The organism is Sorangium sp. So ce281, from assembly GCF_051527395.1.
Classification (GTDB): domain Bacteria; phylum Myxococcota_A; class Polyangia; order Polyangiales; family Polyangiaceae; genus Sorangium; species Sorangium cellulosum_B.
In genome coordinates, this window is record NZ_CP150322.1 from 6,918,760 (window position 1) to 6,940,353 (window position 21,594).

Annotated in this window: 20 protein-coding genes and 1 pseudogene; 10 read left to right on the top strand and 11 right to left on the bottom strand. The window is 72.1% G+C overall.

The annotated features are described in order from the left end of the window. Positions 1-868 precede the first annotated feature (868 nt). On the bottom strand, positions 869-1,432 hold the full coding sequence (locus WMF27_RS26130; RefSeq protein WP_437766160.1) for a hypothetical protein: 564 nt from the start codon (positions 1,430-1,432) through the stop codon (positions 869-871). 489 nt (positions 1,433-1,921) lie between these two features. Here WMF27_RS26130 and WMF27_RS26135 point away from each other — a divergent pair, with 489 nt between their 5' ends. After that, a complete protein-coding gene (locus tag WMF27_RS26135; protein WP_437766159.1) occupies positions 1,922-2,701 on the top strand; it encodes a HAMP domain-containing protein in 780 nt (259 codons plus the stop codon). A gap of 25 nt (positions 2,702-2,726) precedes the next feature. Beyond that, complete coding sequence (locus tag WMF27_RS26140) at positions 2,727-3,185, top strand: tellurite resistance TerB family protein (RefSeq protein ID WP_437766158.1); 459 nt, start codon at positions 2,727-2,729, stop codon at positions 3,183-3,185. A gap of 85 nt (positions 3,186-3,270) precedes the next feature. On the opposite strand, the gene WMF27_RS26145 is transcribed toward WMF27_RS26140, so the two are convergent. The 3 genes from WMF27_RS26145 to WMF27_RS26155 all read right to left on the bottom strand — a co-directional run bounded on the left by WMF27_RS26145 (position 3,271) and on the right by WMF27_RS26155 (position 6,825). Continuing rightward, positions 3,271-4,365, bottom strand: a complete 1,095-nt coding sequence (locus WMF27_RS26145) for an NFACT RNA binding domain-containing protein (protein WP_437766157.1) — start codon at positions 4,363-4,365, stop codon at positions 3,271-3,273. A 684-nt stretch (positions 4,366-5,049) separates the two neighbouring features. Next, a complete protein-coding gene (locus tag WMF27_RS26150) occupies positions 5,050-5,889 on the bottom strand; it encodes a hypothetical protein (protein WP_437766156.1) in 840 nt (279 codons plus the stop codon). Between the two features lie 168 nt (positions 5,890-6,057). After that, positions 6,058-6,825, bottom strand: coding sequence for a hypothetical protein (locus WMF27_RS26155; protein WP_437766155.1), 768 nt, complete (start codon positions 6,823-6,825; stop codon positions 6,058-6,060). Between the two features lie 127 nt (positions 6,826-6,952). On the opposite strand from WMF27_RS26155, the gene WMF27_RS26160 reads away from it, so the two are divergent. Further along, positions 6,953-7,696 carry a formylglycine-generating enzyme family protein gene (locus WMF27_RS26160; RefSeq protein WP_437766154.1) on the top strand — a complete coding sequence of 248 codons (744 nt, stop codon included), beginning with the start codon at positions 6,953-6,955 and terminating at the stop codon, positions 7,694-7,696. A gap of 166 nt (positions 7,697-7,862) precedes the next feature. Here WMF27_RS26160 and WMF27_RS26165 read toward each other — a convergent pair whose 3' ends face one another. After that, positions 7,863-8,459, bottom strand: coding sequence for a hypothetical protein (locus tag WMF27_RS26165; RefSeq protein WP_437766153.1), 597 nt, complete (start codon positions 8,457-8,459; stop codon positions 7,863-7,865). A gap of 488 nt (positions 8,460-8,947) precedes the next feature. On the opposite strand from WMF27_RS26165, the gene WMF27_RS26170 reads away from it, so the two are divergent. The 3 genes from WMF27_RS26170 (at position 8,948) to WMF27_RS26180 (ending at position 11,680) form a co-directional block, all read left to right on the top strand. Continuing rightward, positions 8,948-10,243, top strand: coding sequence for a hypothetical protein (locus WMF27_RS26170; protein WP_437943059.1), 1,296 nt, complete (start codon positions 8,948-8,950; stop codon positions 10,241-10,243). 37 nt (positions 10,244-10,280) lie between these two features. Beyond that, on the top strand, positions 10,281-10,472 hold the full coding sequence (locus tag WMF27_RS26175) for a hypothetical protein (protein WP_437943060.1): 192 nt from the start codon (positions 10,281-10,283) through the stop codon (positions 10,470-10,472). A 167-nt stretch (positions 10,473-10,639) separates the two neighbouring features. Then, positions 10,640-11,680, top strand: coding sequence for a methyltransferase (locus WMF27_RS26180; RefSeq protein ID WP_437766150.1), 1,041 nt, complete (start codon positions 10,640-10,642; stop codon positions 11,678-11,680). Between the two features lie 31 nt (positions 11,681-11,711). Here WMF27_RS26180 and WMF27_RS26185 read toward each other — a convergent pair. Both WMF27_RS26185 and WMF27_RS26190 read right to left on the bottom strand, forming a co-directional pair. Continuing rightward, positions 11,712-11,804 (bottom strand): annotated as a pseudogene (locus WMF27_RS26185) (ester cyclase); the annotation flags it as partial. A 126-nt stretch (positions 11,805-11,930) separates the two neighbouring features. Continuing rightward, a complete protein-coding gene (locus tag WMF27_RS26190; RefSeq protein WP_437766149.1) occupies positions 11,931-12,500 on the bottom strand; it encodes a hypothetical protein in 570 nt (189 codons plus the stop codon). A 267-nt stretch (positions 12,501-12,767) separates the two neighbouring features. On the opposite strand from WMF27_RS26190, the gene WMF27_RS26195 reads away from it, so the two are divergent. Together WMF27_RS26195 and WMF27_RS26200 are read left to right on the top strand one after the other, a co-directional pair. Then, on the top strand, positions 12,768-13,739 hold the full coding sequence (locus WMF27_RS26195; protein WP_437766148.1) for an aldo/keto reductase: 972 nt from the start codon (positions 12,768-12,770) through the stop codon (positions 13,737-13,739). A 152-nt stretch (positions 13,740-13,891) separates the two neighbouring features. Next, positions 13,892-14,854: an MBL fold metallo-hydrolase gene (locus WMF27_RS26200; RefSeq protein WP_437766147.1), complete on the top strand. Its 963-nt coding sequence runs from the start codon at positions 13,892-13,894 to the stop codon at positions 14,852-14,854. 487 nt (positions 14,855-15,341) lie between these two features. On the opposite strand, the gene WMF27_RS26205 is transcribed toward WMF27_RS26200, so the two are convergent. Continuing rightward, positions 15,342-16,088 carry a TetR/AcrR family transcriptional regulator gene (locus tag WMF27_RS26205; RefSeq protein ID WP_437766146.1) on the bottom strand — a complete coding sequence of 249 codons (747 nt, stop codon included), beginning with the start codon at positions 16,086-16,088 and terminating at the stop codon, positions 15,342-15,344. A 164-nt stretch (positions 16,089-16,252) separates the two neighbouring features. Between WMF27_RS26205 and WMF27_RS26210 the strand changes: the two genes are divergently transcribed. Both WMF27_RS26210 and WMF27_RS26215 read left to right on the top strand, forming a co-directional pair. Then, a complete protein-coding gene (locus WMF27_RS26210) occupies positions 16,253-17,494 on the top strand; it encodes an HlyD family secretion protein (RefSeq protein ID WP_437766145.1) in 1,242 nt (413 codons plus the stop codon). 15 nt (positions 17,495-17,509) lie between these two features. Further along, positions 17,510-19,093 (top strand): DHA2 family efflux MFS transporter permease subunit, encoded by a 1,584-nt coding sequence (locus WMF27_RS26215; RefSeq protein WP_437766144.1) that lies wholly within the window; start codon positions 17,510-17,512, stop codon positions 19,091-19,093. A 36-nt stretch (positions 19,094-19,129) separates the two neighbouring features. Here WMF27_RS26215 and WMF27_RS26220 read toward each other — a convergent pair whose 3' ends face one another. The 3 genes from WMF27_RS26220 to WMF27_RS26230 form a co-directional block, all read right to left on the bottom strand. Further along, the gene (locus tag WMF27_RS26220) at positions 19,130-20,569 is read right to left on the bottom strand and encodes a VanW family protein (RefSeq protein WP_437943061.1); all 1,440 of its coding nucleotides are present in this window, start codon (positions 20,567-20,569) and stop codon (positions 19,130-19,132) included. Between the two features lie 243 nt (positions 20,570-20,812). After that, positions 20,813-21,013 (bottom strand): sulfur carrier protein ThiS, encoded by a 201-nt coding sequence (thiS, locus tag WMF27_RS26225; RefSeq protein ID WP_437766142.1) that lies wholly within the window; start codon positions 21,011-21,013, stop codon positions 20,813-20,815. Next, the gene (locus tag WMF27_RS26230) at positions 21,010-21,594 is read right to left on the bottom strand and encodes a gamma carbonic anhydrase family protein (protein ID WP_437766141.1); all 585 of its coding nucleotides are present in this window, start codon (positions 21,592-21,594) and stop codon (positions 21,010-21,012) included. The genes thiS and WMF27_RS26230 overlap by 4 nt, the downstream gene beginning before the upstream one ends.

The window sequence follows — 21,594 nt, forward strand, 5'->3', positions numbered from 1 at the left end:
TGGGGCCATCAAACCAATAGGCGTTTGCTCGAACGCCAGCTGACCCCGCCGAGGCGCTCCGCGCCCTGGGATTCCGCGCCTCCGCAGAGGCCATCCGGGCGCTCATCACGCACGCGACGAGGAGCAAGATGTCGCCCGCAGAGCTCTGCCCCGAGCTCGCCACGCTCGACAAGCGCGAGCGCGATCAGAGGAACCTCGCGGTGCGCGCCAAGGACAGAGGAGGAGTTGCGCCGTGCGCGGGCGCGGCTCGGGCTCGGCGGCAGGACGCCGAGCGCCTGTGCAGCAAACCGCGTCTGCCGAACGAGATCGCCTGTCGTAGCCCCGACCAATCCGACAAACGGCTGGCCGCGTGGCGCCGGCGAGCTAGCACCAAACGCCCCCGAGCCCTTCGGAGCGTTCGCCGACGACTTCCGCCTCAATGCATGATCGACGCCTGAGCGCGGCTGCTGCGGCTCTCGTCCCTGTGGGATGCTTGTCGTGAGAAGGGGACCATGGTTTGAGTGCCAGGTTGCGCGGGAGCTCGTGCCCCATCGGCAAGAAAAGCTGCCCAACTCGGAATGGGTGCCAGCGGGCGAAACGCTCGTGGTGAGATCCAACCTGGATTTCGCGCGTGCCGAGCCATTCGAAGAGTGTGGCGAACTGACACCGCAAAACGGAACGCCTTGAAGGCAGGGCTCGACGCGCGCAGCCGTTGCGTTTGCCATGATCCGAGGCAAGCCGCGCATCTGGCAGACGGCGAGTACCTCGGGTGGGGCGCCGCGACGGATCTCGACCGCAAGATCGTGGTCAAGGCGAACGCGCGGAACGCCAGCGCGGAGAGCGCGCTCATGATTGGGTGGCACCCGTCTCTCGGTGAACGCGCCTCCGGTCAAGCGAGCTGCATGAAATCGATCGCCGCTGCCATTCGAACGCCTGCGGCCACGTTCTCACCGGCGGGCTGCGCCGGCTGCCCCGCCAGTCGATTCGTGTAGTCCTGCACGAATGCCTGGAATCTGGGCACGCCGCCGGCGGACAGATCCGAGAGATCGAGCGCGTGCACGTCGGTGCTCGCCCCCGACTCGTTCACGAAATGCAGCTTCACGAACGGGCAGTCTGCGTCCAGCGCCGCTTTGAACGAGAGGAGCACCCTTCGACAGACCGTACATGGCTTCTTCGAGCCGACCACGAAGACGTGCTCGGGGTACTTGGCAAAGTCATTCCCGGCGGCTCTCAGACGCCTCGCGAGCGCCCGGAGGAGGTTTTGCCCGGCGTGCAAGGGCCCCTCCACCCGTTCGATCTGGCCCGCCTTCACCTCCTTGCCGTCGAACTGCAGCGTGTGCGCATGCGCCAGGTTGGTGAGGGCAGCGGCGAGATGAGCGTGGTTGTTCCCTTGACCGGCGGCGTTCGAGGCAAAACAATATTTCCCGCCGAGCTTGGTGACCTGCACTTCCATGACCGAATCGTCGATGCGCTTGGCCTCGGTGAATACCGCGACTCGTGGCGTGGCACCAGGCGTCTTTCATCTTCCTATCATGCGCGAGCACGCCCAGCAGGTGCACGCTGCGACGCAACAGCCCCGGTCACGCGCGCTCGCTGCCTCAGGCCGAGCCGCCTCCCGCGAGCTCCCGCGACCGCACGCTCCGCGCACGGGCCCTACAGAAGCGCACACGACGCCCCCCTCCAACTGTGTGCCGCCGTCGCGCCGCGCCGTTCGCGGCGGTGACGCACCGGCTCCGGATCACCAACGGCGCGGCTTCATGGCCCTCACAAGGCACGCAGGCGCTCCGCGAACCCACGGCCGCGGATTGGGCCTTGCGATCGGCGAACGGAATGCTGTACCACGGAGACCGCAGTGCGTTTTCGTGGGGGGTCGCACCGGCGCGGCCCGCTCCTGGTCTATCCTGGACACGCGGCGATGCCGCGCGCCCGCTGACGAGCCCTCATGACCTCACCTGCCCAGGATCGCGCCACGGCCCGCCCGGCATCCCGCCGCAAGCTGCTCCTGAACCCGCGATTCCAGCTCAAATATACCGGGCTCCTCGTCTCGGTGGTGCTCGCCGTCATGGTGGCGCTCGGACTCGTCATCTGGCAGACCGCGAGCGTCGCGAACGAACAGGCGCGTTACGCGGCGACCCAGGCGGAGCTCGCGCTCAAAGAGGCGGCGAACAGCGCCAAGATCCTCAGGATGAGCACCGCCGCCCTGGGCGGCGACGGCGCCGACCTCGGCAGCACCCTCGACGAGGAGCTCGAGAAGACGAACCGCGAGTACGAGCGCAACCTGGCGGAGGTCGCCAAGCGGCGCGCCGACGTCGAGGCGCTGCAAGGCCGCCTCCTCGGCATCCTCGTCGGCGGCGGCGCGTTCCTCCTCGCCGTCCTCGGCGTGCTCGGGGTCTTCATCACCCAGCGCATCGTGGGGCCGGTCCACCAGCTGAAGCGCCTCTGCCGCCAGGTCGGCACGACGCGGCTCACCATCGGAGGCGGGCTGCGAAAGGGCGATGAGCTCGGGGACCTGTTCGACACGTTCGTGCAGATGACCTACTCGCTCAAGGCGCTCCAGACAGGCAGGCTCGCGACGCTCGACGCGACCATCGAGCGGGCCGAGGCCGAGTCGGCCTCGGCCGAGGTGCTCGCAGGGCTGCGCGCGCTCCGGGCGCAGCTCTGCCTCGGCCTCAGCGAATCCGAGGCGGTGCGCCGCCGCGGCCCGAAAGGTGGTCAGTCATGAGGCGAATCGCCGGGGCGGTTGCGACATGAAGCCTCCCGAGTTGGTCCAGCAGGCGGCCGGATTGCTCCGCGCCCGCTTCGATCTCAACGAGTACAACCCGACCCCGATCGTCGACCTCGGCGCGCTCGTGGCGAACGCCGACGGCACCGTGGACGCCGAGGAGATCGACGCCCTGCGCCAGCTCATCGAGCCGATGCTCGGCGCCCAGCTCAACGCCGAGCTCGTCCGCTACCTCATCGAGGCGAGCCTGAAGGTGATCGCGGCGGCGGGCGTCGAGCCCCGGGTCCGCCTCCTCGCGGAGATCCTCATGGACTGCGACGCGGTGGAGGAGGGCATCATCGTCGCGCTGGCGGTCGCCCACGCGAGCGAGGGGATCTCCGACGCGGAGCGCGCGGTCGTCGAGTCGCTCGCCCGCGCGGCCGAGCTCCCCGCGCGCCGGCTCGATCAGCTGAACGAGCAGGTCCGGGCGGCGTTCGCGACCTGACGGCGGCCTCGACCGGCGGTGCGGGCTCCGCCGGCGGGCGAAGACCTGCGCCGGCGGGCGTGGCCTCCGCCGGCCGTGCGCGGCGTCAGCCCTCTTCCTTGGTCGCGAGCAGCCGCGCGAGGCGATCGCCCTCGATGCGGACGGCGATGACCTTCTCCCGGTCGAAGACCGCCGCGCCCGGGGCCGCGCCGCGCGGCTTGCGCACGTAGCGGCGCTGGACGTAGCTCACCTCGCACACCGCCTCGCCGCGCGCGTCGCTGAAGTGCGCCGCCAGGGTCGCGGCGTCGACCAGCACGTCCGCGGGGCAGCTCGCCCCCTTCGCGAGCGGCACGACGACGTGCGAGCCTGTGACGCCCTTCGCATGAAGCCAGAGGTCGTGCGGCCGCGCGTGCTTCGTCGTCAGCGCGTCGTTGTCCTCGGCGCCCCGGCCGACGAGGATCGCCGCGCCGGACGCGCTGCGGTAGGCGTGGAACGGCCGCCGCGGCGCGGGCCGCCCGGCCCCGAGGGCGCGGGCGCCGGACGTCCCGGGCTCGCCGGCGAGCTCCGCGCGCGAGGCGCCGAGGGAGCGGGCGCGCTGCGCGAGCGGCTCGAGCGCCTCGGGCCGCGCCTCCGCCGCGGCGACGTCCGCCTCGAGCGCGGCGATCGCCGCGAGGGCGCGCTCGGTGTCGGCGAGGCGCGCGCGCATCACCGCCTCGCCGCGCTGGTAGCGCCGCGCCTTGGCGAAGAAGGCCTCGGCCTGCGCCTTGGCGGGGCGCGACGGGTCGAGCGCGACCTCGATCTTGCCGCCGGTCTCCCAGTCGTCGAGGAGCGCCTTCGCGGCGCCCCGCGGCACACGGGCGCCCTGCGCGAGCAGGAGCTGCCCCGTCTTCTGCAGGCGCGCGACGCTGGCCAGCCGCCCGAGATCGCCGCGCACCGCCTCGGCCCTGCGCTCGAGCGCCACGCGCCGCGCCCTCACGGCGCGCGCGAGCGCCGCCTTCTCCTGCCCGGCGGCGGCGTCGTCGCTCGCCTCGACGAGCGCCGCGCCGGCGGCCAGCGGATCCGCCGGGGAAGCGACCGCCGCCTGCGGGGCGCCCCCCTGAGGCGGCCAGCGGAGGATCAGGTGGCCGGCGGCATCGAGCAGCCGCGCCTCGCCGCGGCGTCCCGGCGTGAGCTCCAGCCGCGCTCCCGGGGACGACCCCAACCTGGGTGGGAGCGCCGCCGGCCCCAACCCGGGTTCGGGCGCGGCCAACCCCAACCTGGGTGCGCCATCTGCACCCTCTCGGTCATTTTCCGTCACGACCGCAGCCGGCCCCAACCCGGGTTCGGGAACTGCCGCCGGCCCCAACCTGGGTGCGGACGCGGCCAACCCCAACCTGGGTGCGCCCTCTGCACCCTCTCGGTCATTTTCCGCTACGACCGCATCCGGCCCCAACCCGGGTTCGGGAACTGCCGCCGGCCCCAACCCGGGTTCGGACGCGGCCAACCCCAACCTGGGTGCGCCCTCTGCACCCTCTCGGTCATTTTCCGGCACTGCCGCATCAACATCCCCCGCGACGATCACGATGCCGTCGCCCCGCACCTCGATCGCCAGCACGCGGCGGCCGACCAGGTGCGCCCTCATGGCGGCGACGAGCGGGTGCGACGCGCCGGCGCGGAGCCGGGGCAGCCTCGGCAGGATTCCCACCCCTGAAACGCGCGGCCCGATGCCGGCGCCGAGCACGCGCCTCGTCCCGTCGTAGACGGCGAGCGCGACGAGCCCCGTCGCCGGGTTCGCGTGCGCCGCGTCGATCCGCGCCCCCACGCAGCGCGCGAGCGCCTCGGCGAGCGTCCCCCCCTGCGCCGCGCCCCCCGAGTGTTCCTCCATGGCGAACGCCGCTCGTGCCCCTCAGCGCAACGATTCGAAGTACGGCCCGCAGCAGCGAAGCCCGAGCTCGCAGGTCTCGCCGCGGTCCTCGCACGAGGCCACCTCTTCACCGTTGACGAAGCAGGAGCAGAGGGTCCTGCCGAAGCTCTGGGGGCGGCACTCGGCCGCGACGACCACGCCGCGGCACGCTCCCTTGCAACTGCAGGCCCCGCCGGGATCGCCGGCGCACGCGATCCCCGGGCAGCCGGGGCCGCCGTTCGCGCACGCGTTGTACTCGTCCAGGAACCGCTTGCACCGGGGCCCGATGAGGTCGCAGTCGTACCTGCCGTTCATCAGGCAGTCGAAGAACGGGATGAGCAGATCGTTGCACTGGGGCGCCTGGTCCAGCTCCGTGCCACACATCGTCCCGCAGTCGCCCGGCTCCAGCGCCCCGCACATGTCCTCGTAGCGCTCGCAGTAGCGCATGCACGCCGACCAGGCCTCGCCGCCGCCCGCCCCCGTGGAGGCGCTCGCTGTCCCCGACGTGGCCATCCAGGTCGCGCTGGAGCTGACCGCGCTGGAGCCGTTTCCGCCGGTGCCACCCACGCCGGTGCCGACCGCGCTGGAACCGCCCCCGCCGACGGTCACCCCGGTGGACCCGCCCACGCCGGAGCCGCCCACGCTGGTGCCGCCTACGCCGACGCTGACCGCGCTTGCGGCGACTGCACCCGTGCTGATCGCGCTGGAGCCGAACGCGCCCGCGCCGATCGCGCTGGAGCTCGTCACCCCGGCGCCTCCTGACCCGTCGGGCATCCCATCGACGACGACGTTGCCACCGCACGCGCTCCCCCACGCCAGGGCGGCGAGCGCAGCGGTACGCATCCCGAGCATCGTCATTCTCATGAGCCGCGAGAGTACCCCAGGAGCGCGCCCGGGCGCGAGCGCCGCGTCGACCCGCGCCCCCACGCAGCGCGCGCTCGCCTCGGCGAGCGCTCCGCCCTGCGCCCCGCTCCCCTGCTGGCCCTCCCTGGCGAACGCCGCGGGCGCCCCTCAGCGAAACTCGTCGAAGAACGGCTCACAACAGCCTTGGGCGAGGTCGCACGCCGGGCCGACATCCTGGCACCTGGCCAGCTCCTCGCCGTTGACGAAGCAGGAGCAGGCGATCCCGCTGCGCATGTCGGGGCGGCACTCGACCGCGAACACCGCGTTCGGGCACGAGCCCTTGCAGGAGCAGGCCCGGTTGCGATCGGCGAAGCACTCGAGCGGCGTGCAGCCGCCGCCGGCCCGGCACGCATCGAACGCGGCCAGGAACGGCCGGCACCGTTCCAGGACGAAGTCGCAGTCGATGCTGCCGTTCGTCGCGCAGTCGAAGAACAGCGCGAGCGGCTCGTTGCACTGGGGCGCCTCGTTCACATACCCCTTGCAGAACCCCTCGCACTGCCCCGGCTCCACCAGCTCGCAGGCCCCCGTATAGGTCTCGCAGAACTTCATGCACGCCGACCAGGCATCGCCGCCGCCCGCCCCCGTGGAGGCGCTCGCTGTCCCCGACGTGGCCATCCCGGTCGCGCTGGAACCGCCCACGCCGGAGCCGCCCCCGCTGGTGCCGCCTACGCCGACGCTGACCGCGCTTGCGGCGACCGTGCCCGTGCTGATCGCGCTGGAGCCGAACGCGCCCGTGGTGTTGGCGCTGGAGCTCGTCGCCCCGGCGCCTCCCGACCCGTCCGGCATCCCGTCGACCACCACGTTGCCACCGCAAGCGCTTCCCCACGCCAGGGCGGCGAGCGCAGCGGCGCGCATCCTGAGCAGCGCCATTCGCATAGACCGCGAGAATACCCCAGGTGGGCGCCCGAGCGCGAGCGCGGCACGGGCGCGACGGGCCCGGATCGAGGCGAGCCGCCGCGCGGCCTCTCGTCCGCCGCGCGGCTTTGCGATAGAGACCCGCCGCGTGCTCCTCGACCTCCTGCTCGCCCCGCTGCTCGCCCAGGCCGACGCGCCGCCCCGGCCCGGACCCGCGGCGTCCTGCCCGCCCGACATGGTGCTCGTCGAGGGCACCCACGCCGAGAACGTGCAGCGGGTCTGCACGAGCTACCGCGGCGGCCACTGCTTCGACTTCTTCCCCGGCCTGTTCGCCGCCGAGCCGCGCTTCACGCCGGTGCGCACGTGCATGGACCGCCACGAGTGGCCGAACCGGGCCGGCGCGCTGCCGGTCGTGATGCTCCGCTTCATCGAGGCCGAGCGGGAGTGCGCCGCCGTCGGCAAGCGCCTCTGCACCGAGTTCGAGTGGGAGCTCGCCTGCGAGGGGCCGTCCGCGCTCCCCTTCCCCTACGGCTACGCGCACGATCCGGCCGCCTGCAACGTCAGCAAGCCGTACCGTGGGATCAGCGAGCGGCGGCTCGCGTCCAACGACCCGGCGGTGCGGGCCGCCGAGACGCAGCGGCTCTGGCAGGGGGAGCCGTCGGGCTCGTACCCGGCGTGCGTGAGCCCCTACGGCGTGGTCGACCTGGTCGGCAACGTCGAAGAGTGGGTGTCGACCTCGCGCCCCGAGTGGCCACACCGCTCGTCGCTGAAGGGCGGCTACTGGTCCAAGCCGTGGGCGGGGTGCCGGGGGACCAACGACTCGCATGGACCGATGTTCCGGTTCTACGAGATCGGGTTTCGCTGCTGCAAGGATCCGCGGTCAGGGCCGTAGCACAGGGTCCCCGAGGGCGAATCGGCGAGAGAATCGGTCGCCCGAGTGGACAGAGCGGAGAATACCACCACCGCCGAGCGACTCACCTCATCGCAGCGCCCGGTTTGCCAGTGCTCGGCGTGCGCCGGCAGGCGCTGTCGCATCGACGATCTCGACGAGGCAGAGCTCAGCGGGCGGGAGCGCCCGCGCAGATCCAGTCGTTGATCGTCTTGATATCGGCCTCGGACAGGGGCGCGCCCGGCGGCATGCTGCTCTCGTCAGGGTCGCACAGGCCGACATCCTTCAGCTTGTTCATGACGTAGCTGCTGCTCGGCTTGAACGGCACGACGAGCGCCTGCTCGCGGGAGCAGGACGCGCTGTCCTGATCGACGAGCTTGCCGGCGGCCGCGCTCGCGCGGAGGTCGAGCCCGCCGGACGGCGCGCCGGCGCTGCCGTGGCAGTACTGGTTCGCGCAGCTCCTCGTCAGGATGGGCTCGACGTCGGCGAACGCCGCGGTGTCCGCGCCGCAGGCGGGATCGCTCGGAGGCGCGCCGCCGCCCTCGCCCCCGGTGCCGGCCGGCGCACCGCCGCCGCCCTCACCCCCCGTGCCGGCGGGCGCACCGCCGCCGCCCTCGCCCCCGGTGCCGGCCGGCGCACCGCCGCCGCCCTCGCCCCCGGTGCCGGCAGACGCACCGCCGCCGCCCTCGCCAGCACCGCCGCTGCTGGTCGTGCTGGAGGCGGAACCGCCGCCGGTGCCCGTGGACTCGTCATCGGAGCAAGCCACCGCCGAGAGCCCGAGAGCCAGGCAGAGGACCAATCGAAGCGGATTGTTGTGATAAAGCAAGGTACCTCTTCATGATGGTGTTGGTCACGCGGCGTTCGCCGCGCGAGCGATTCACGCGGAGACTAGCACTACTGCGGGCAGTCGCCCCGGATCGTCAGAAAAACCGCCATGGTCGCCAAGGTCGCCAAGGGGAGAGAGGAGGTGCGGTTCCGGTATTTCCCCTCCCATTGCCCTGGTTTCCTGGCGCCCTTGGCGTCGTGGCGCTTCGCTTCCCCGTCCGACTTCCCGCAGCAGTGCTGGAAAGCATGTGAACGCACGCGACGCAATCGCGTGATGGTGGACGAGGTGGTCGCCAAATTCCAACCGTGGCAGCGAGGCTGGCGCCTTGAGCGTCTGCCTGCCGGCGGGAGTCGACGCGTGTCGATCAGAAACCGACATCGCGCGCGTCCGGCTTCTCCACCGGAACCACGCGGCGCTAGAGTACCGCGATGCGACCCACCTGTCGGGCCGGCCTGGCGGCGTGCGCCGCCCTGAGCACGGCGCTTGGCTGCAACGCGATCTGGGGGATCCCCGACGGAGAGGCCAGCGGGGATCCCGCGGCAGGCGGCGCGGGGAGCTCGGGCAGCTCGGAGGGCGCAGGGGCCACCGCGAGCGCAGGCTCGGGGGCCGGCGAGGGCGGGGGCGGCGCGGCCGGCGGGCCCTCCGCGGAGTGCCCGATCGCGCCGTTCACAGGGCGCGCGCCGGGCGCGTGCCAGGCCGCCGACGGCGACCACGATTACCTCTCCGATCCGGAGAACTGCTGTGTGCCCGGCAGGAGCTGCCTCGGCGGCGCCTGTGAGCAGGGCAGGTGTCTGCCGGTCGTCCTCGCCACGGCCAACGACGAGGAGCACGAAGCGATCGGCCTCGTTGTGGATGGGGACGGGGACGACGGGCGCGTGCTCTGGGCGAGCGGCTACGGCAGCACGATCTTCGCGACCGAGAAGGCGGCTTCCGGCTCGACCGAGCCGCTGATGGTGCTCGACCCGCTCGCGACCATGCTCGCGCGCTCGGAGAGCTCGCTGCTCATCACCGACGAGACCGAGCCGGACGTGTACCGGATGCCGCTCACGGGGAACGTCACCGTCTCGACGGTCGCCAGCGCCCAGGGAGCGGCGGGCTACCGGCGGCCCGTGGCCGGCGGCGGCTGGGTCTACTGGATCACCGGCGTGATCGAGGACCCGGAGCAGGATCCCGACGCGCGCGATGTCCCGAAGCGCATCTGGGCGGCGCGGGCCGACGCGACCGATCAGACAGGCCTCTCCGTCTTCGACCGGGACACGTACGTCGGAGGCCTCGCGCTCGACGCCGCCCATCTCTACTGGACCGAGCTCCCGCCCGGCGGGACGCACAGCACCGTTCGGCGGATGGCGCTCGGAGAGCCCGGCCAGACCGAGATCGTCGCGTCGATCCCCATCCACGAAGGCGATCTCCCCGGAGACATCGCGCTCGGCGAGCGGATCTTCTGGATCAGCGGCTACGCCATCTACGCCGTGAACAAGGACGGCACCGACGCAGGGGCGCTCGTGGCGACGGACTTCCCCACACGCCTGCTGGCAGACTCCACCTTTGTCTATTGGTACAGCCGCGAGGGGCAGCTCCAGCGGGTGCGCACCTCGGGCGGCGCGCCGGAGCCGCTCGCCGACAGCGCGGACATCCGAGATCTCGCCCAGGATTGCGGCGCCCTCTACTGGACGACCTGGGCCACCGACGAGCGGCCAGCGTCGGTGTTCAAGCTGGCCAAGTGAGCCGCGCGCCGATCGCGCTCCCTGCGAAGTTGCCACGATGGTTTTGCCACGTACGGCCGGAGAGCTGGCCCGGGCGTTCGTGGCGCTCGCCAAGGCATCCGGGCGGCCACCGCCGCCGCTGACGGAAGCGCGCGGCGAGCCCGAGGGCGCTCCGCTGCACGCCGTGACGCCCACCGTGCCGAACGAGGCCATGGGGTGGCGAGCCGCCGAGCCGCCGAGCCGCCGGTGACGCCCGGAGGGCGTGCGCTCGTCTCGACCGGCGAGAAAGGCGGGCTCCAGGGTTCAGAGAGACGCGACACCTGGGCAGGAGCGACCGAACTCGGCTATGGGTAGTAGCTCGATCGCAGGCCGCTCCGGCGTGCGCATCCCTTTTCGAGCAGAGAGGAGGAACCATCGATGCCCGTGGATCTCGAGAAACCCACCTGTGACGACTCGCTGATGCGGCAGCTCTGTATGTCCGCCTATCAGCTGCCCATCATGAGCGTCGCCGACGAGCTCGGTGTGTTTCCGCTCCTCGAACGAGAGCCCGCGAGCATCGCGGCGCTGGCCGGAAAGCTGTCTCTCAGCCTCCGCGCGACCGAGGCACTCCTGGCCTCCCTGGCGGGGATGGGGCTCCTTGTGCAGTCTCGTGGCAAGTTCCATCTCACCGAGGTGTCCCGCAACTTCTTGCTCCCGGCGAAGCCGTTCTACTGGGGCCACATGCTGCGGCTGCTCCGCCAGGCTCCGGTCTCGCACGGCACCTTGCTGGAGATCCTGCGGCGGGACGGGGCGCTCGCGTGGGACCAGGGCAAGGTCATCACGGAGGAGTGGGCGGAGGCGGACCTGTCGGAGGAGCAGGCGTTCGCCTTCACCCGCGGGATGCACGGCCACTCCTTCGCGACCGCGGTCGGGCTCGCGCAGAGCGCGGACCTCACGGGCGCCCGCCGCCTGCTCGACGTCGCCGGCGGCTCCGGCTGCTTCAGCATCGCCCTGGCGCGGCACAACCCCGAGGTCCGGTTCACGGTCGCCGAGCTGCCGCCCGTGTGCAAGGCGACGAGGCAATACGTCGCGGAGCACGGCCTCGAGGATCGCATCGACGTGCTGGAGCTCGACATGTTCCGCCACATGTGGCCTCCGGATCACGACGTGATCTTCTTCGCCAATGTCCTCCATGACTGGGACAGCGCGCGCCGGCAGCAGCTGATCCGGCACAGCTTCGATGCGCTGCCGCCGGGCGGCCGGGTCCTCGTCTTCGAGCTCTTGCTCTCGGACGGGCAGGACGGCCCGCTCACGGCGGCGCTGAGCTCCATGAACATGGTGGTTCTGACCCCCGGCAAGCAGTTCACGGCCGGCGAGCTCGACGAGCTCCTCCGCGGCTGCGGATTCGACGACGTATCGGTCACGCCGTCGTGCGCCGGATACTCGCTCATCGGCGCGAGGAAACCCCTCGATCGCTGAGGCCCGCTCCGCCCCCCCTCGGCGGTCACTGCGCCGGGAAGCTCTTCGACGCGAACGCCGGGCCCTCGGGGCCCTGCGGGCGCCCCTTGGGCAAGGTGCGGTCGGTGAACGTCGGCGCGATCGCCGCGTCGAGGGGCGCGCGCGATGGTCGAGCTCGAGGACATGCAGCTGTTCGTGTGCGCCGTCGCGGGCGGCCCGCGCCGGGCAAGGAGCGGCCGCTGCCGGCCGCTGCCGCGACGAGCGGCGCGCTTCAGGCGTCGGCCTGCGGGCCTGCGCCGATCGCCGACAGGAACTGCGCTCTCTCCTCGTCCGTCGGGCGCCGACCCGAGAGGTAGCGCCGCTGGTGCGCGCGGGCCGCCGCCAGCGACGCCTGATTCAGGACGATGATCGGCACCTTGGGCGCGTACAGGCTCGTCACCTCGATCAGCGTCGTGCCGCCCGAGCCCGGCGAGAAGCGGTAAGTCCCGAGCCCCCGCGTCCACAGCACGTTCTCCTCGAACGCATCGACGACGAGGACGAAGACCTCGGGCGAGACGCGCTCCGCGGAGAAGCGCAACGTCTGCGTGAAATGCCCGACGCCCGGGAGAGGCACGCTCATCCGGACGACGAAGCGCGGCGCACGGAACGATCCCGACTGCATCTCGCACGCGGTCCCGGGGAAGAGCTCCCGCGCGCAGCCCTGCTGATCCCACCACATGGCGGCGGCGTCGAGCGGGTCGATGCTCCCGACATCGATGACGAACCGGACGCCGCGCATGCCCCGCGCCTCGTCGTGGACGCTCTCGGCATGCGCGATCTCCGTGTCTTCCTGCTGCCACATGGTCGTCTCCTCGCCCCGGCGAGCGAGCATAAGTGAAGCACCGTTGCGCATCAAGGAAGCGGCCCTCCGCGCTGGATCCGCGCCGCCGCCACACCGCGACAAGGTGTCCGGCGCCGCGCGCGGCGCGCGGTACCTGTCGCGCGCCACACGCCGCGCGCCGCCGCCCGCCGGGCCGGCTCATGGCGGCGCGACTCCGGCAAAACCCTACGACGGGTTCAGCCCTACGGTGTGGACGGCCCGCGGAGCGCGTTGCTACCCTCCGGCGCCATGGACTACCGCAATCTCGGACGCACCGGCCTGAAGGTCAGCCCCCTCTGCCTCGGCACGATGAACTTCGGCCCGGAGACCAGCGAGCCCGACAGCTTCGCCATCATGGACCGAGCGCTCGGACACGGGATCAACTTCTTCGACACAGCCAACGTCTACGGGCGGAAGCGCGGAGAGGGGATCACCGAGCAGATCGTCGGGCGCTGGCTCGCCCAGGGCGACGGGCGCCGGGACCGCATCGTGCTCGCCACGAAGGTCTACGGCCTCATGGGCGAAGGGCCCAACGACAGGAGGCTCTCGGCCTATCACATCCGGCGCGCCTGCGAGGCGAGCCTGCGCCGCCTGCAGACAGACCATATCGACCTCTACCAGATGCACCACATCGACCGCGAGACGCCCTGGGACGAGATCTGGCAGGCGATGGAGCAGCTCGTCCGCGAGGGGAAGGTCCTCTATATCGGCAGCAGCAACTTCGCTGGATGGCAGATCGCGCAGGCGAACGGCCTCGCCGCGCAGCGGCACTTCCTCGGCCTCGTCTCGGAGCAGAGCCTGTACAACCTCAACGCGCGCACCGTCGAGCTGGAGGTCCTGCCCGCGTGCCGCGCGCTCGGCCTCGGCGTCCTGCCCTGGAGCCCGCTCGCCGGCGGGCTGCTCGGCGGCGCCCTCCAGAAGGCGCGCGAGGGCCGGCGCTCCTCCGCCGACGCGCAGGCGCGCATCGAGAAGAACCGCGCCAAGCTGGAGGCGTACGAGGCGTTCTGCGCCGAGATCGGAGAGCGGCCCGCCGACGTGGCCGTGGCCTGGCTGCTCCGGAACCCCGTCGTGACGTCGCCCATCCTCGGCCCGCGCACCGCCGAGCAGCTCGACGGGAGCCTGCGCGCCCTCGAGATCACGCTGACGCCGGAGCACCTCGGGCGGCTCGACGCGATGTTCCCCGGCCCCGGCGGCGAGGCGCCGGAGGCGTACGCGTGGTGACAGCGACCGCGACCGCCTCCTGACAAATCCCCCGGGCCCCTCCGCTCACGGCGGCGTGCAGGGGCTGATTTCGATTCCATGGCGGCCGGCGGATGGCCTACCTTCGAGGCTCGGAGAAGCGCCGGGCGGCGCCCGGGAACGAGGGAGCGGCCATGGGTCGATGGCGGTATGAACGAGGGCTGGAGGACATCGGCAATGGCTGCTTTGCCTACCTCCAGCCGGCCGGCACCTGGGGCCTCAGCAACGCGGGGCTCGTCACCTCGGACGGCGAGGCCCTGCTCGTCGACACGCTCTTCGACCTGAAGCGCACGCGCGAGATGCTCGACGCCATGCGCGCGGCGGCCCCCGCCGCGGCGCGCATAGGCACCGTCGTGAACACCCACGCGAACGGCGACCATTGCTACGGCAACGCGCTCGTCGAGGGCGCCACCCTCATCGCCACGCGCGCCGGCGCCGCCGAGATGGACGAGGTCCCCGCGCCGATGCTGGCCATGCTGATGCGACAGGCGCGCAGCGGCGCCGCGGGCGCGCTGGGCGAGTACCTCGTCCACTGCTTCGGCGCCTTCGACTTCGACGGGATCGCCCCCGCGCCGCCGACCCGGGTGTTCGACGGGGAGCTGACCGTCGCGGTCGGGGGCAAGGAGGTCCGCCTCGTCGAGGTGGGCCCCGCGCACACGAAGGGCGATCTGCTCGTGCACGTCCCGGCGGACCGGGTGATCTACACGGGAGACGTCCTCTTCATCGACGCGACGCCGATCATGTGGGCAGGGCCCGTCGGCAACTGGCTCAAGGCCTGCGACATCCTCCTCGCGGCCGACGTCGACGTCATCGTGCCGGGACACGGCCCCATCACGGATCGCGCGGGCGTGCGCGCGGTCCGCGACTACCTCGTGTACATCCGCGACGAGGCCCGGCGCCGCTACGACGCCGGCATGCCCGCGGCGGACGCCGCCCGCGACATCGCGCTCGCCGACTACGCGAGCTGGAGCGACGCCGAGCGCATCGTGGTCAACGTGCACACGCTCTACCGTGAGTTCAGCGGCGGGAAGCTCCCCTCGCCGGGCCCGATCGAGCTCTTCGGCCTCATGGCCGAGCTCGCGCGCCGGCCACGTTGAGCGAGCCAGAAGAAGAAGACGATCGTCATGAGTCTGTCGTCGCGAACAGCGAAGTTAAGCTAAGCGAAGATCACGCCCGTCGTCGTCCCTGGCAGCAGGCGATCCTCGGCGCTTCGGCCGCGCACAGAGGGGCGCCGCCCGCCGCCATGGACACAGAGTTTCCCCTGAGGACGATTCCTGGTCAAGCGACGCCAGGGGCGCGCGGACAGCCAATGTCCTTGCCATCGCGCCGGCATTCTCCATTCGGCAGGACATCCCCGTCGCGACGCCGATCACCCCTTCAGGCCGACGCGCGCGGCGCCCCCGGATCGAGCCGATAGAGTCAGCACAATTTTCTAGAGCTCATCCCCTTCTCTTCCGTTGATGAGGGAGAGAGTTGATCCATCAGGTCACCGAGGACACGGCGGTCATCGGCGACACGGTCGCGCCGAGAGGGTGAGTCGCGACAGGCCGGCACGCGTGGCGCCGCGGTGCGCGTGCGCCCCGGTCAACGCGGGGCCGGACGGCGCGGCCGCGCGGTCGCCTGCGGCGAAGCCGGCGAGCTGGCGGCGCGGCGGAGCGCGCCGCCGCCCTTCGCGCCGAGCACCACGACGTCGACGACGGCCTCCAGGACCCCGTCGTCGACGGGCCCGCGCAGGCGGAACAGGCGGTTCGTCACGACGCTGCGGATCATCTCCACCAGGAGGTCGAGGTCGGAGCCCGGCGGCAGCTCGCCGCGCGCGACGCCGCGCTCGAGCACCTCCCGCCAGGGGGCGAGGCGCTCGTCGCGGAGCGCGCGAGCGAACGCGTCGACCTCGGGCACGTGCAGCTCGGCGAGGAGCATGCGGTAGATGCCCTGCCCCTCCGGCGTGGACGCGGAGGCGACGAAGCGCCGCACGAGCTCGAGCAGGTCGAGCCGCACCGCCCCGGTGTCCGGCGGCGCGCCGCCATCGTCGAGGAGCGAGCGCAGCGTCGCCTTGACGAGCTCGGCCTTGGTCGGCCACCGGCGGTAGATCGTCGTCTTGTTCACGCCCGCCCGCGCGGCCACGTCCTCCACCCGGAGCGCCGCGTAGCCCGCCCGCGCGATCTCCGCGGCGGCCGCGTGCATCACCGCCCGCACGACGCGCTCGCTCCGGCCGCCGCGCCGCGCGCCACGCGCGCCGGTGCGACGGCGCTCCAGCGCTGGGACCGGCTCGGCCGGTGACGGCTCTCTCGGGGTGATCGGCATCACGCTCCGCATCGCGAGGGCGCTCATTGAACCACGACCACGCAGGCGGGTGGCGAGGCCTTCGATCGAACTATGGCAACAATTGGTTGCCTTTGGTAGCCCCCGTGGTACCACTATCGCAACCATGGGTTGCCTTAGAGACGCGGCGCTCGATCGCCGCTGTCGGGGGCGACGAGGAGCAGGCGGCGACCATGTCCACGACGACGAGCGCTCTCCCTGGAGAACCGGGGGCGGCCCCGGAGGCGATCTCCGGGGCGGTCAAGGCCGGGAAGCCGAGCAAGGCGGCCGGCATCATGGCGGCGGTCGCCGCGCTCGCCGTCGCGGCGGGCGCGGGCTGGTACGTCACCCACCGCGGGGTCGAGGCGACGGACGACGCGCAGATCGACGCGGAGGTGGTGTCGGTCCCCGCGCGGGCGGCCGGCGTGGTGGTGAAGGTCTTCTTCGCGGAGAACCAGGCGGTGAAGGCGGGCGACGTGCTCGCCGAGCTCGACGCCGAGCCCGCGCGCGCGCGGCTCGCGCAGGCGGAGGCGAGCCTCTCGGCGGCCAGGGCGAGCGCCGACGCGGCCGACGCCGACGAGCGCATCGCCGAGACCAACGCGCGCAGCAACAAGTCGGTGGCCGAGGCCTCGCTGCACGGCGCGGCGAGCAGCGCGAGCGCGTCGAAGCAGCAGATCGCCGAGGGCGAGGCGCAGGTCGCCTCGACGACGGCGACCCTGGAGCAGGCGACGCTCGAGCGGGACCGCGCGAGGAAGCTCGTGGAGACCGGGGCGCTCGCGCAGGCCCAGCTCGACCAGCTGCAGGCGTCCGTCGACGTCGCCCGCGCGTCGCTCGAGCAGGCGAAGGCGCGCCTCGCGGCGCTCCGGGCGACGACCACGCAGGCGTGGAGCCGGGTCGAGGAGGCGAACGCGAAGGTCCAGCAAGCCAGCAACGTCGACGCGTTCATCGCGCAGGCGCGCGCCCGCGCCCGCGTGGCCCACGCCCAGGTGGAGACCGCCCAGGCCGCGCGCGACCTGGCCGCGCTCGAGCTCTCGTACACGCGCATCGTCGCGCCGCAGGACGGCGCCGTGTCGAAGAAGACCCTCTCCGTCGGGCAGATGGTCTCCCCGGGCCAGGCCGTGGGTGTGCTGGTCCCGGCGCGACAGGTCTGGGTGACCGGCAACTTCAAGGAGACGCAGCTCGCGCACATGCGCGTCGGGCAGCCCGCGCGCATGTCGATCGACGCCTACCCCGGCGTGACCGTGCACGGCGAGATCGAGAGCTTCTCCGCCGCCACGGGCGCGCGCTTCAGCCTGCTGCCGCCGGACAACGCGACGGGCAACTTCACGAAGGTCGTCCAGCGGGTGCCGGTGCGGATCCGCCTCCACGACGCGCCACCCGACGTCGTGCTGCGCCCGGGGATGAGCGTCGAGCTGACGGTCGACACGAGGCAATAGGATGAGGAGGGAGCTGTGGCAGAGGTGGCTATCGCGGCCCCGCCGGCGTACGCCGACGCGCCCGCCAGCGCGAACAGGTGGCTCGTGGCCGTGGCGGTGGCCCTCGGCGCGCTCCTCGAGATCGTCGATACGAGCATCGTCAACGTGGCGCTCACCGAGATGCAGAACTCGCTCGGCGCCACGCTCACGCAGGTGAGCTGGGTCGTCTCGAGCTACGCCATCGCGAACGTCATCATCCTGCCGCTCACCGCGTGGCTCGGGCACCGCTTCGGCAAGAAGCGCTATTTCGTCTTCTCGCTCATCGCCTTCACCGCGGCGTCGGTCCTCTGCGGCGTCGCCCACAGCCTCCCGATGCTCATCGTCGCCCGCGTGTTCCAGGGGCTCGGCGGCGGCGGCCTGCTCGCGAAGGCGCAGTCGATCCTGTTCGAGACGTTCCCGAAGCACGAGCAGGCGATGGCGCAGGGCTTCTTCTCCGCCATCGTCATCGCCGGCCCCACGATCGGGCCGACGCTCGGCGGCTACATCGTCACGAACATCGACTGGCGCTGGATCTTCTTCATCAACGTCCCGCTCGGCATCGCGGCCGTGCTCATGTGCCTGGCCTTCCTGCCGCCGGACGCCGCGGGCGAGCGGGAGCGCGGCGGCGTCGACTGGATCGCGATCGCCCTGCTCGCGGCCGGCGTCGGCTCGCTGCAGACGGTGCTCGAGGAGGGGCACTCCGAGGCGTGGTTCGACTCGCCGTTCATCCTGGCGTTCTCCGTGATCGCGGCCGCGAGCCTCGCCCTGTTCATCCACCGCGAGCTCTCGTCGAAGAGCCCGATCGTCGACCTGCGCGTGCTCCGGCACCGCTCGCTCTGGGCGGGGAGCCTCCTCTCCGCCGTCATCGGCATGGGCCTCTACGGCGCGCTCTTCGCGGTGCCCATCTTCGCCCAGTCGATCCTTGGCTTCACGTCGCAGCAGACCGGCCTGCTCCTGCTCCCCGGCGCGCTGGCCTCCGCCTTCTCGATGCCGCTCGTGGCGCGGCTCCTGGGCCGGTTCGACCCGCGCGCGCTCCTCGTGGTCGGGGGGCTCATCCTGCTCGCGGCGCTCTTCCAGCTCCAGACGCTCACCCCGATGACGGGCTCGGGCGACCTGTTCTGGCCGCTGATCATCCGGTCGTTCGGCACGACGCTGATGTTCCTGCCGCTGAGCATGGCCACGCTGGGGCCGCTCCCCAAGAAGGACATCGCCGCCGCGACCGGCCTCTTCAGCCTGACACGGCAGCTCGGCGGCAGCGTCGGGGTCGCCTTGCTCACCACCGTGCTCGCCGACCGGCAAGCGTTCCACCGCGCGGTCCTGGTGAGCGACATGGGGGCGAGCGACCCGAGGACCCTGGAGCGCGTCGCCGCGTACACCGCGGGCTTCGCCGCGAAGGGGTTCGATCCGGCGGACGCGCGCGACAAGGCGCTCCACGTCCTCGACGGGATCGTGAACCTGCAGGCCGCGGTCATGTCGTTCAACGACACGTTCTGGGTCACGGCGGTGCTCGTCATCGCGACGCTCCCGCTGGTGCTCCTGCTGGGGAAGGGCCGGGGCGGCCCCGCGCCCGCGGGGCACTGAGCCGCTCGCCGAGGGGTCCGGCGCCCTCGACCGGGCTCACATCGAGTAGGCGCCGCCCTGCCCCGCCGCAGCGGGGGCCTCGGCGGGGGACTCCCCCTCGCGGAGCTCCTCCACCGCCTTCGCGTGCTCGGAGAGCGCCGGCAGCGCCTGCGGGTCGTAGTCGGGCGCGACCCAGAAGACCTCCGGCGCGGGCCTGTACTCGCTCGAATAGCTGCGCTCCGAGGCCCTGCCGTCCTTGTAACGGACGGTGACAAAGGACCTCACGTCGTATCCGCACGAGCCCTTCTGGTGGCGCTTCACCTTGCCCTCGGCGAGCTCGGACTTCACGTAGATGCGCCGGATGAAATCGTCGGTGTGCTCGGCCGAGACGTGGTGTTGGACCTCCGCCACGGGGTCGCCGCCCAGGATCTCGACGCGGAGCACCGTCGGCTCGGGGAGATACGCGTGGATCATGATCGGGAACGGGAGCGTGTTCCTGATCTTCAGGTCCGACTCCGGGTAGGTCACCATCGCGTCGAGCCCCATGGGGATGTAGGCGCTCGGGCGGGAGTGGCTCTGGCGGTCCGGCGTGTCGAGCGCGCCGAAGAGCGACGCGGCGTAGAGCGTGCTCGAGACCTGACACGTCCCCCCGCCGTAGCCGGGGACGGTCTCGTCCCCCAGGATCTCCGGGGCGATCGTGAACCCGTTCTTGGCCGTCCGGGGGCCGACATGGGCGTTGAACGAGAAGGTATCGCCCGGGGCCAGGATGGTGCCGTCGATCTTGGAGGCGGCGTTCCTGATGTTGCGGGCGCGCCCCGCCTCCTTGCCGTGGTGCTTGAACTTCGTCTCGTAGGCCGCGACGACCCTGGTGACGTCGACGCTCACCAGGTCGGCGACGGCGACCTGCGGCAAGATCTGCCGGACGGCGAGCTCGATGAGCTCCTCGTCGCCGTGCTCCCCGGCCCGCAGCGCCGCGAGGGAGGCCTCGACGTCGAGCGCCCGGCCGGCCTGCTCCGGGATCTTGCGCCGGTTCGCGAGATCGAGCCGCGCGTCCACGGGCGCCCGGTAGATCTGCGGAGCGAGCCGCTCGAGGAACGCCCGCGCCCGCGGCGCATCGACGGCCCAGGCGAGCGGCACGTCGATCTCGCCGCGCCGCGCCCCCCGGGCCTCCCGGAGCCGCCGCGCCCAGGGCCCCTCGTGGCCGACGCGCAGCGCCGCCGCGAGCGTCTCGTCGACGTCGACCTCGACGCCCGCCTCGCCGAGCGTCGCGGTGAGCTCCACGTCGTCGTGGCGCAGCCGGACCACGCGCTCGCGAAGCGCGTCACGCCGCGCCGCGAGCCAGGCCGCCGGCGCGGCGCCGTCCGGCAGGAAGCGCTCGCCGACCGAGAGGCCGCGGACCACCGGAGAGGCCGGCAACGCATGGCGCACCGCCATGGCGGCGCCCACGCCGGCCGACCCGCCGAGCGCCAAGACCAGAACGAGGGCCCTCGTATCCACGGCAGCTCGACATGCTAGCCGGATCGCGGACGATCGGGAAGATCGCCAGACCGTTGAGAAGAGAAAAAACCGCCATCGCGCCAAGGGCGCCATGAGAAAAGAGGAGAAAAAACGCAAAGGCGCGAAGGCGCCAAAAAAACGGGAGAATTGCTTCCCCCTTTTCTCGCGTCTTTTTGCGCCTTTGCGCCTTGGCGACTTTGCGTTCCTTCTCTTCCTCCAGGAGCCGCCGTCAGCCGAACGGCCTCAACCGCCGCCGACGAAATGGACGATCTCGACCACGTCCCCCTCGGCGATTTCTGCGGCCGTGTGCTCGGCGCGCGGTATCACCTCGCCGTTGCGCTCCACCGCGACCGGCCCCTCGGTCAGCCCGAGCAGCTCGACGAGCCGCCGCACCGTGAGCGCCGCCGGCACGTCGCGCGCTTCCCCGTTCACCGTGATGTTCATGGCTTCCTCACCTCTCGCATCACCAAGCGCGCCGCGACCTCCGGCGGCTCGACGGCCTCGCCGGCGAGCGCCGCCCGGAAGCGCCGCGCGTTCTCCACGTAGCCCGCAGCGCCGAGCTTCCCGAGCTCGGCCTGGTCCGGCCGCACCTCGCCCACCACCCGGGCCGGGTTGCCGCGCACCATCGAGCGCGGCGGGATCACCCGCCCCGGCGGCACCACCGCGCCCGCCGCGATCACCGAGCGCTCGCCGATCTCGACGTTGTCGAGCACGATGCTGCCCATCCCGATCAGGCACCCGTCCCCGACGCGGCAGCCGTGCAGGATCGCGCTGTGCCCGATGGTCACGTCGGCGCCGACGATCGTCTGCGAGACGCCGCCCGTCAGGTGCAGGCACGCGAGATCCTGCACGTTGGTCCGCGGGCCGACGCGGATCGCGCCGATGTCCCCGCGCAGCACCGCGCCGAACCACACGCTCGCCTCGTCGCCGAGCTCGACGTCGCCGATCACCGTCGCGTTCGGCGCGAGGAACACGTCGCGCCCGAGCCGCGGGGCCACCCCGCCGAGGTCCAGGACGAGCGCCAC

Excerpts from the sequence above, each read along its gene's own strand:
- WMF27_RS26200 (WP_437766147.1), top strand. The coding sequence starts at position 13,892 with ATGGGTCGATGGCGGTATGAACGAGGGCTGGAGGACATCGGCAATGGC.
- thiS (WP_437766142.1), bottom strand. The coding sequence starts at position 21,013 with ATGAACATCACGGTGAACGGGGAAGCGCGCGACGTGCCGGCGGCGCTC.
- WMF27_RS26170 (WP_437943059.1), top strand. The coding sequence starts at position 8,948 with ATGCGACCCACCTGTCGGGCCGGCCTGGCGGCGTGCGCCGCCCTGAGC.
- WMF27_RS26195 (WP_437766148.1), top strand. The coding sequence starts at position 12,768 with ATGGACTACCGCAATCTCGGACGCACCGGCCTGAAGGTCAGCCCCCTC.
- WMF27_RS26135 (WP_437766159.1), top strand. The coding sequence starts at position 1,922 with ATGACCTCACCTGCCCAGGATCGCGCCACGGCCCGCCCGGCATCCCGC.
- WMF27_RS26150 (WP_437766156.1), bottom strand. The coding sequence starts at position 5,889 with ATGCGTACCGCTGCGCTCGCCGCCCTGGCGTGGGGGAGCGCGTGCGGT.
- WMF27_RS26175 (WP_437943060.1), top strand. The coding sequence starts at position 10,281 with ATGGTTTTGCCACGTACGGCCGGAGAGCTGGCCCGGGCGTTCGTGGCG.
- WMF27_RS26205 (WP_437766146.1), bottom strand. The coding sequence starts at position 16,088 with ATGAGCGCCCTCGCGATGCGGAGCGTGATGCCGATCACCCCGAGAGAG.
- WMF27_RS26140 (WP_437766158.1), top strand. The coding sequence starts at position 2,727 with ATGAAGCCTCCCGAGTTGGTCCAGCAGGCGGCCGGATTGCTCCGCGCC.
- WMF27_RS26190 (WP_437766149.1), bottom strand. The coding sequence starts at position 12,500 with ATGTGGCAGCAGGAAGACACGGAGATCGCGCATGCCGAGAGCGTCCAC.
- WMF27_RS26180 (WP_437766150.1), top strand. The coding sequence starts at position 10,640 with ATGCCCGTGGATCTCGAGAAACCCACCTGTGACGACTCGCTGATGCGG.
- WMF27_RS26130 (WP_437766160.1), bottom strand. The coding sequence starts at position 1,432 with ATGGAAGTGCAGGTCACCAAGCTCGGCGGGAAATATTGTTTTGCCTCG.
- WMF27_RS26210 (WP_437766145.1), top strand. The coding sequence starts at position 16,253 with ATGTCCACGACGACGAGCGCTCTCCCTGGAGAACCGGGGGCGGCCCCG.
- WMF27_RS26155 (WP_437766155.1), bottom strand. The coding sequence starts at position 6,825 with ATGCGAATGGCGCTGCTCAGGATGCGCGCCGCTGCGCTCGCCGCCCTG.